This window comes from Frankia sp. R82 (assembly GCF_023716925.1).
Classification (GTDB): domain Bacteria; phylum Actinomycetota; class Actinomycetes; order Frankiales; family Frankiaceae; genus Frankia.
The window spans coordinates 1-8,232 of record NZ_JAMQQG010000221.1; the positions used below are offsets into that span (position 1 = coordinate 1).

General features: G+C 70.5%; 7 protein-coding genes and 1 pseudogene. 4 read left to right on the forward strand and 4 right to left on the reverse strand.

Annotated elements, in window-relative coordinates:
• Positions 1-408, forward strand: a 408-nt coding sequence (locus ND747_RS18720) for a LysM peptidoglycan-binding domain-containing protein (RefSeq protein ID WP_251735001.1), incomplete at its 5' end; no start/stop codon positions are given.
• A 28-nt stretch (positions 409-436) separates the two neighbouring features.
• Positions 437-1,192, forward strand: a complete 756-nt coding sequence (locus ND747_RS18725) for an Rv3235 family protein (protein WP_251735003.1) — start codon at positions 437-439, stop codon at positions 1,190-1,192.
• A 58-nt stretch (positions 1,193-1,250) separates the two neighbouring features.
• On the opposite strand, the gene secA is transcribed toward ND747_RS18725, so the two are convergent.
• Positions 1,251-4,199 (reverse strand): preprotein translocase subunit SecA, encoded by a 2,949-nt coding sequence (secA, locus tag ND747_RS18730; protein WP_251735005.1) that lies wholly within the window; start codon positions 4,197-4,199, stop codon positions 1,251-1,253.
• Between the two features lie 242 nt (positions 4,200-4,441).
• Here secA and ND747_RS18735 point away from each other — a divergent pair, with 242 nt between their 5' ends.
• A complete protein-coding gene (locus ND747_RS18735; protein ID WP_251735007.1) occupies positions 4,442-5,023 on the forward strand; it encodes a GNAT family N-acetyltransferase in 582 nt (193 codons plus the stop codon).
• 25 nt (positions 5,024-5,048) lie between these two features.
• Here the strand turns inward: ND747_RS18735 and ND747_RS18740 are convergent, their stop codons facing one another.
• From ND747_RS18740 to ND747_RS18750, 3 genes are all read right to left on the reverse strand, one after another.
• Positions 5,049-5,762: a response regulator transcription factor gene (locus ND747_RS18740; RefSeq protein WP_251735009.1), complete on the reverse strand. Its 714-nt coding sequence runs from the start codon at positions 5,760-5,762 to the stop codon at positions 5,049-5,051.
• Between the two features lie 144 nt (positions 5,763-5,906).
• Complete coding sequence (hpf, locus tag ND747_RS18745; protein ID WP_251735011.1) at positions 5,907-6,695, reverse strand: ribosome hibernation-promoting factor, HPF/YfiA family; 789 nt, start codon at positions 6,693-6,695, stop codon at positions 5,907-5,909.
• A gap of 347 nt (positions 6,696-7,042) precedes the next feature.
• Positions 7,043-7,876 (reverse strand): ComF family protein, encoded by an 834-nt coding sequence (locus tag ND747_RS18750; protein ID WP_251735013.1) that lies wholly within the window; start codon positions 7,874-7,876, stop codon positions 7,043-7,045.
• A gap of 145 nt (positions 7,877-8,021) precedes the next feature.
• Between ND747_RS18750 and ND747_RS18755 the strand changes: the two are divergent.
• Positions 8,022-8,232 (forward strand): annotated as a pseudogene (locus tag ND747_RS18755) (hypothetical protein); the annotation flags it as partial.

Here is an 8,232-nt window from a genome sequence, read left to right on the forward strand (position 1 = left end):
GCCTCGTCCGCTCCGGCCCAGGCCCCTGCCCCGGCCCCGGCCTCCACTGCGACACGTGCTTCCGGTCCCGGCTCGGCGCCTGCTCCTGGTTCCGCCGCCGGGCCGGCTGCCGCGTCCCCGTCCGGCGCGGCGGCTGCCCCGCATGACCCGCTCGTCCCCTCCGCGCACCGTGGCACAGGGGTGCCCGCGGCTGGCACGGCGGGCGCGGGCCAGTCAGCCGAGGAAGTCGTCGTCCGACGGGGCGACACCCTGTGGTCGGTCGCGGCCCGTGCCCTCGGCCCCGACGCCACCACCGAACAGATCGCCGCCGAGTGGCCCCGCTGGTGGGCGGCCAACTCGGCCGTCATCGGCCCTGACCCCAACGTGATTCTTCCCGGCCAACGCCTCATGCCACCCACCGGGCCCTGACCCCGCCCGCCGTCCACCGGAGCCAGCCGTGACCGCTGCCCGTGCCCTGCCCTGTCCACGCCGTGCCACGTCCGGTTCAGGCCTACGGCTGCTGCCCGTCACCCCGTCCGATCCCCCGTTCGACGACGAGCCCACGCGGCGCCCGGCCCTGGGGAGCGCGGCCGGGCCGACGCACGCCCCGGCCGATCGCACCCCCCGGCGGCTGCCCAGACCGGATCTGGTGTTCACCGAATGCGGACGACCGTCGTCGCCCTTCACCGGCCCCGACACGACCCGGGCCCCTGCCCCTGGCACGGGCCCGGCTGCTTCGGCCAGGACCACCCCGTCCCAGGCCACCACCAGCAGGGCCAGCGGTCGGGCTTCCGCCAGCCGAACCGCCGGGGGCAGAACGGCCCGGACAGCCACCGCGAGTGCCGCGGTGGCCACCGCGGCCGGGGATGGCGCGAGCCGGCCTGCCGACGAGGCCGCCCGGCCGCAGCCGTCGCCCAAGATTGCGGCAGTGATCGTCGTGCGGGCGATCGTCGAGGCGCTGGCCGGGGCGCGGCCGGTGTCGCATCTGGCCCGGTGGACCACGCCGCGGCTGCTGCACGACCTGGAGCGGACTGCGGCCCAGCTCACCGACCGCCGCCGTGGACGGGTGCGCAGCGTTCGGGTGAGTGAACCACGACCGGGCGTGGCCGAGGTGTCCGCGGTCATCAGCCGCGGCTCACGGGCCGGCGCCCTGGCCCTGCGCATGGAGGCCATGGACGGCCGGTGGCGGGTCACCACTCTGCAGGTCGGCTGACCACGGCTCGGACAGGTCGGCACCCGCCGGCGCCCGCCGACCTGTCCGAGCCGCTTGACTACTCGACGGGGTCGGCGTTGCGCCGCGACGGGTCGCCATGGCAGCGCTTGTACTTGCGTCCAGAACCGCAGGGGCAGGGAGCGTTGCGGGCTGGCCGGGAGCCTGCCCCGGTGGACGAGCCCGGGCCGTCACCGGCGCCCCGGTTCGCTCCGCCACGGCCAGCGAGCCCACCGCCAAGGGTCGTGGCACCGTTGTCGAGCGTGGTGACCGGGCCGGAGGCCCCGTCGACCGACGGTGCGGTGTAACGCAGCCCGCCGGTGGGACGGCGCGGCTCAAGCCCCTTGACGAACACCGGTGGAGTCGCCGGCTGCGCGGGCACCTCCGGGGCCGGCGGACCATCTGCGTCGGGTACCACGGTGGGCGCGGCTGGCAGGGCGGCGGCACCGGCGGGCCCGGCCGCGACGGGTGCCACAGGCTGCTCCGGCGCCTCGGCGGAATCGCCTTCCTGACCGGCGACCTGCACCTCGACGTTGAACAGAAGGCGGACGGACTCCTCCTTGATGCCCTCCATCATCGTCTGGAACATGTCAAATCCCTCCCGCTGGTACTCGACCAGCGGGTCGCGCTGCCCCATCGCCCGCAGGCCGATGCCCTCCTGCAGGTAGTCCATCTCGTAGAGGTGCTCGCGCCACTTGCGGTCGAGGACGGCGAGCACGACGCGACGCTCGAGTTCCCGCATGACCGGCTCGCCGTCTGGTGCGTCGCCGAGTTCCAGCTCACGGCGGTCGTAGGCCTCCTGGGCGTCAGCCTGGACGTCCTCCAGCAGGTGGTCGGGGCTCAGACCGTCGCGGTCATCGACCTCGGGGGCCTCCACGCCGACCGGGTAGAGCTGGCCGAGCGCGGTCCACAGGGTGTCGAGGTCCCACTCCTCGGGGAAGCCGTCCGCGGTGGCGCCGCGCACGTAGCCCTCGACCGTGTCATCGACGAAGTGCCGGACCTGCTCGTGCAGGTCGGCGCCGTCGAGAACCTTGCGCCGCTCCTCGTAGATGACGGTGCGCTGCTTGTTCATCACCTCGTCGTACTTGAGGACGTTCTTGCGGATCTCGAAGTTCTGGCCCTCGACCTGGGTCTGGGCCGACCGAATCGCCCTGGTCACGATCTTCGACTCGATCGGGACATCCTCGGGGATGTTGAGGCGGTCCATGATGCCCTCGACGGCGGCCGCGTTGAACAGCCGCATGAGGTCGTCCCCGAGGGAGAGGTAGAACCGCGACTCGCCCTGGTCGCCCTGCCGGCCGGCACGCCCGCGCAGCTGGTTGTCGATCCGGCGCGACTCGTGGCGCTCGGTGCCGAGCACGTACAGACCGCCGGCGGCGACCACGTCCTCGTGTTCGCTCTTCACCGACTGGCGGGCCTTCTCCAACGCCTCCTGCCAGGCGGCCTCGTAGTCCTCCGGGGTCTCGATCGGCGACAGGCCACGCTGACGCAGCTCGGCCTGAGCGAGAAACTCCGGGTTGCCGCCCAGCATGATGTCCGTTCCGCGGCCGGCCATGTTCGTCGCCACGGTGACGGAGCCCCTGCGGCCGGCCTCGGCGATGATGGTCGCCTCACGCTCGTGGTGCTTGGCGTTGAGCACCTCGTGCGGCACACCGCGCTTGTCCAGTTGCTTGGACAGGTACTCGGACTTCTCCACGCTGGTCGTGCCGACCAGCACCGGCTGGCCCTTCTCGTGCCGTGCCGCGATGTCCTCGACGACGGCGTCGAACTTGGCGATCTCGGTCTTGTAGACGACGTCCGCCTGGTCGATTCGCACCATCGGCTTGTTGGTGGGAATCGGGACGACACCGAGGGTGTAGATCTGGTGGAACTCGGCCGCCTCGGTCATGGCGGTACCAGTCATTCCGGAGAGCTTGTCGTACAGCCGGAAGTAGTTCTGCAGGGTGATCGTGGCGAGGGTCTGGTTCTCCTGCTTGATGTCGACTTTTTCCTTGGCCTCGATCGCCTGGTGCATTCCCTCGCTGTACCGGCGACCATGCAGCACACGCCCGGTGAACTCGTCCACGATCAGGACCTCGCCATCGGTGACGATGTAGTCCTTGTCCCGCTTGTAGAGCTCTTTCGCCTTGAGCGAGTTGTTCAGGTAACCGACCAGCGGCGTGTTCACCGACTCGTAGAGGTTCTCGATGCCGAGCTGGTCCTCGACCTTCTCCACGCCGGACTCGGTGATGGCAACGGTCCGCTTGCCCTCCTCGACCTCGTAGTCGACGTCTCGCTCGAGCAGCGGGGAGATGCGGGCGAACTCGGTGTACCACCGGGTCGGATGGTCGGCCGGACCACTGATGATCAGCGGGGTGCGCGCCTCGTCGATGAGAATCGAGTCGACCTCGTCGACGACGGCGAAGTTGTGGCCACGCTGCACGAGCTCGTCGGCGCTCCAGGCCATGTTGTCGCGCAGATAGTCGAAGCCGAACTCGTTGTTCGTGCCATAGGTGATGTCACACGCATACTGGGCGCGGCGGACCGCGGGCGACATCTGCGGGTGAATGACCCCGACGCTGAGCCCGAGGAATCGGTGCACGCGGCCCATGTTTTCGGCGTCGCGCTGGGCGAGGTAGTCGTTGACGGTGATGACGTGCACGCCCTTGCCCGACAGGGCGTTCAGGTAGGTCGGCAGCGTGGAGACCAGCGTCTTGCCCTCACCGGTCTTCATCTCGGCGATGTTGCCGAGATGAAGTGCCGCACCACCCATGATCTGCACATCGAAGTGCCGCTGGCCAAGGGTGCGCCGGGCGGCCTCGCGGACTGCGGCGAAGGCCTCGGGCAGCAGGTCGTCCAGCGTGTCGTCACCCTCGGTGAGACGCTGGCGGAACTCGTCGGTCATACCGCGCAGCTCACCGTCGGACAGCCCGGTGAAGTCGTCCTCGATCAGATTGACCTGCTCGGCGATCGCCTTGAGCTTGCGCAGAATCCGGCCCTCACCGGCACGCAAGATCTTCTCTAGAACCACGGGCGAAACTCCTCCGGCAGGCATGTCGGCGACGTCACCGACCACACGATGCTAGCCCCTGAACCAGCACCTACATCCGACCATCGGATGTAGGTCTCCCAGCGGCGGTTCATGACGGCCGACGAAGGGTGGGACGAACCCTGATCGACCGGATCCCCGCCCCCCTTCAACCCCCTCAACGATCGACAGGTCCACCGGGTGCCCGCCGGGCCGGTTCCGGCACCTGTCGTAGAACTGTGGCCATGGCCTCTCTCGAACCGGCGGAGATCACCGCCGGCCGGCTACACCTTCGCCCGTGGCAGCCCTACGACATCGACGCCGTCCATCAGGCCTGTCAGGATCCGCAGATCGCCCGGTACAACCGCCTGCCGCAGCCCTACGGGCGTCGCGATGCCGAGTCGTTCGTGCTCGACGTGGCCCCCGCCGCCTGGGCGGAGGGGACCGGCACGCCGTTCGCGGTGGTGGACGCAACGACGGAACGCCTGCTCGCCTCGATCGAGCTGATGGGCATCTCCACGTCCGGGGAGGCCGAAATCGGCTACTGGTGCGCAGCGGACGCCCGCGGCCAGGGGGTGGTCTCACAGGCAGTGACCACCATCACCCGCTGGGGGTTCGCCATGCTGGGGCTGGCCCGGATCGAATGGCGCGCGGCCGTCGGCAACGACGCCTCCCGCCGGGTGGCGCAGCGCACCGGATTCACCCTGGAGGGCACGCTGCCGCAGGCGCTGCTGCTCGGTGACGGTCGGCGGGTCGACTGCTGGATCGGTTCCCGGCTACCCACCGATCCACCACCGACCCCTCCTCCGCTCCGCACGATCACGTGATGCCGGGTGACGCCCGGGTGCCGACTCAGGTGATCTCGAGAAGCTTCTCCCGCACCGCGTAGACCACTGCCTCCATCCTGGAGTGCAGCTGCAGCTTCTCGAGGATGTTGCGGATGTGGTTCTTCACGGTGTTCTCACTGATGAACAGCTGCTTGGCGATGTCCCGGTTGTTCATCCCCTTGGCGACGAGCCGCAGCACCTCCATCTCCCGCTCGGTGAGGCGAGGGGTGGGCAGCTGCGGTCGGTCATCCTTGTTCTTGATCATGGCTGCGAACTCGCTGAGCAGCTTCGACGCCATCGACGGGCTGATCAGGCTCTGCCCGCCGTAGACGGCGCGGATGTCCGCCGCCACCTCGTCGATGGAGATCTCCTTCAGCAGGTAGCCCATTGCCCCCGCCTTGATCGCGTCGTAGAGGTCCGCTTCCTCGTCGCTGATCGTCAACATGACGATCTTTGCGCTGGGGACCGACTCCTTGATGGCACTCGTGGCGTCGATCCCACCGCGACGCGGCATCCGCACGTCCATCAGCACGATGTCCGGTGCCGTCTCCTTGGCCATGGTCACGGCCTCGCTGCCGTCGGCCGCCTCCCCCACGACCTCGATGTCGACCTCCTGGCCCAGCACCATCTCCAGCCCACGGCGAAACAGCGCGTGGTCGTCGACGATGAGCACCCGGATGGGGTTTGCCCCCGATGGGGTCGGCAGCACCTCCTCGGAGCGCGGCTCCTCCACCGTCATCTGACCTCCCTGAGACCGTTGCTACCCCGATCCGTGCCGCTGCTGCCGACCACGCGGGGCAGCGGCAACAGCGGCACGGTCATGTACTTCGACACGCGAGGTAAATGGTCCCACGTCAGCCGGTGGACGTGACCTGCAGATCGTCTAAAGAGCGGCAGAGCTCGCGTAGGCATCCCGCTCGCGCGGCGCCCCACCGGCCTGCGCCCGCGCGTGGGCAAGCGCAGGTTCAAGCCCGCCCAGCCCGGTCAGGCGGATGACCCCGTAGTCGTAACCCACCCGGCGGTACACCACGCTCGGCAGCCCGGAGTCGGCGTCCAGAAACAGGTAGAAGTCATGCCCGACGAGCTCCATGTTCGACAGGGCGTCCTCCAGGGTCATCGGGTCGGCCTCGTGGGTCTTCTCCCGCACGACGAGGGGCGCCTGTTCGGGCGCCTCCGCCCGCTCGGCCTGCTGGCGGACCGCGTTGACCTCCTCGACTGATGCGGCGACCACTGGACGGCCCACCGCCGCCCGACGGTGCTCGTCGGGAGCAGGGTGGGCATCCGGCGCGGACGATCCCTCAAGAGGCATCAGGCTTTCCAGCGGCACGGCGGTGATGCCGGACGGCCGGCTTCCGGCGTGGTTGGCATGGTGGCGGACCCGCCGGTCGGCAGCTCGACGCAGCCGTTCGGCGAGCTTGGTAGCGGCCAGGTCAAGAGCGGCGTAGCAGTCGTCGGCGGCGGCCTCGGCCCGGATCACCGGGCCCCGTGAGTACACGGTGAGCTCCACCCGGTCGCAGACGTCGGCGAGGCGCGGGTTGTGCTCCTTCGACAGTTCGACGTCCACCCCGATGATGTGGGAGTCCAGCCGCTCGAGCTTGGCGAGCTTGGCCTCGACGTGCTTGCGGAACCGTTCCGGAACCGCGGTGTGCCTGCCCTTGACCACGATGTCCACGCGATCCACCTCCCGTTCATGTGTCCGGCCACCCGGCTGGCGATCACAGCCCGGCCGCGCGCCGGTGATCTCATCGCGCCCGCTCGTGCCCCCGGGCCTGCTCCCGTGCCTGGCCGGGACGGTTGAGGGACGCCCTGTCCACGCTGGTCACACCTTTCTGCCGTGCCGTTCTGCCGGTCTGCGGCTGGTTGCCCGCGTTCGGCTCCTTCCCCGCCAGGCCAGCCCTACTCCGATCGTGCGCTCAGCATCCGCACGACTGACGCCCTACGCCGTTCGCCGCGGCCGGACGACCACGGCCGACCTGAGCGTCTCGTACGAGCCGGCCCGGACGACGCGTAGCGGTAGTTTCACCCGGACGGGCCATCCAGCCCGGGCAGGCCGCCCCCTGGGCGCGTCGCCATCTCCGCACGCCGGACCAGCGTGGCCGCTCCCGACCGCCGGCTGGGGGTAGCCGCCACCACCACGGCCGCGTGGGGCCGCAGGGCGCCCTCGCGTAGTGCCCGCGCCGCTTCGCGCACGGTGGCGCCGGTGGTCACCACGTCATCGATGATGAGCACGCGCGGGCGCGCCGAGCCCGCCGCCGGCCAGGGCACCGCCCGCGCCGGGGCACGCAGGGCGAAGGCACCAGCAAGGTTCTCCGCTCGGGCCCGCACTCCGAGACCGGCCTGATCGGCCAGCCGCCGCACCGGGCGCAGCAGCGGCACCACCTGGACCCGGTATCCCCGCCCCCGCAGCACCGTCGCCGCCACGGCGCACAGCATCCGGACATGGTCGAACCCGCGCCGCCGCCGGGCGGCCGCCGACGACGGCACCGGAACCAGCACCACGGCCGGACCGGGTCGGGCATGGACGATCACCCGGGCCAGCGCCGTACCCAGCGGCCGAGCGAGATCCATCCGGCGACGTTCCTTGTAGGCCACCAGCAACGTGCGCACCTGGCCGCCATACCGGGCCGCGGCCAGACAGGGCAGCGGCCCTCGCCGCCGCGGGGTGGCCAGGGAGCCCACGGCGGCGAGGATCACAGGGCCGTGCAGCTGCGCCACACAGGCCGGACAGGCGGACACTCCCCGACAGCCGCAGCCGGCGCACGACTGCGGGACCACCAGGTCCGCGAGGATGGACAGGCCTCGCGCCAGCGTGGGGGAAACTCGTGACAGCGCGGGGGGAAGCAGTCGGGTCACGTCAGCAGGATCAGCGCCATGGCCCGGCGATGCCAAGCCCGATTCTCCCGGCTGTGGATAACGCACCCTCGGGCCACGATCTGTGGACAGGCGACCGCAGTGGACCGGCCGCATCTGGGACGATCGATGCGAGCCGGGAGAGCCGATGTCGGGCTGGCCGGTCTGCGGCGCTCGGCTGCGCAACAACGATGACGACGACGTCAACGAAAAAACGACGAGTGGAGACACCGCAATGGCAGAAGGACCCGGCTGGGCCGCGCCCGGCGGGCCGCCCCCCGGCGGGCGCGACACCGGCGGTCCCGGGTGGGGCACGCCGGTACCGCCCGGCTGGTCCGGTGGTCCCGGCCAGCTGGCAC

Coding starts and splice junctions, on each gene's coding strand:
- ND747_RS18740 (WP_251735009.1), bottom strand. CDS start 5,762: ATGACGGTGGAGGAGCCGCGCTCCGAGGAGGTGCTGCCGACCCCATCG.
- ND747_RS18735 (WP_251735007.1), top strand. CDS start 4,442: ATGGCCTCTCTCGAACCGGCGGAGATCACCGCCGGCCGGCTACACCTT.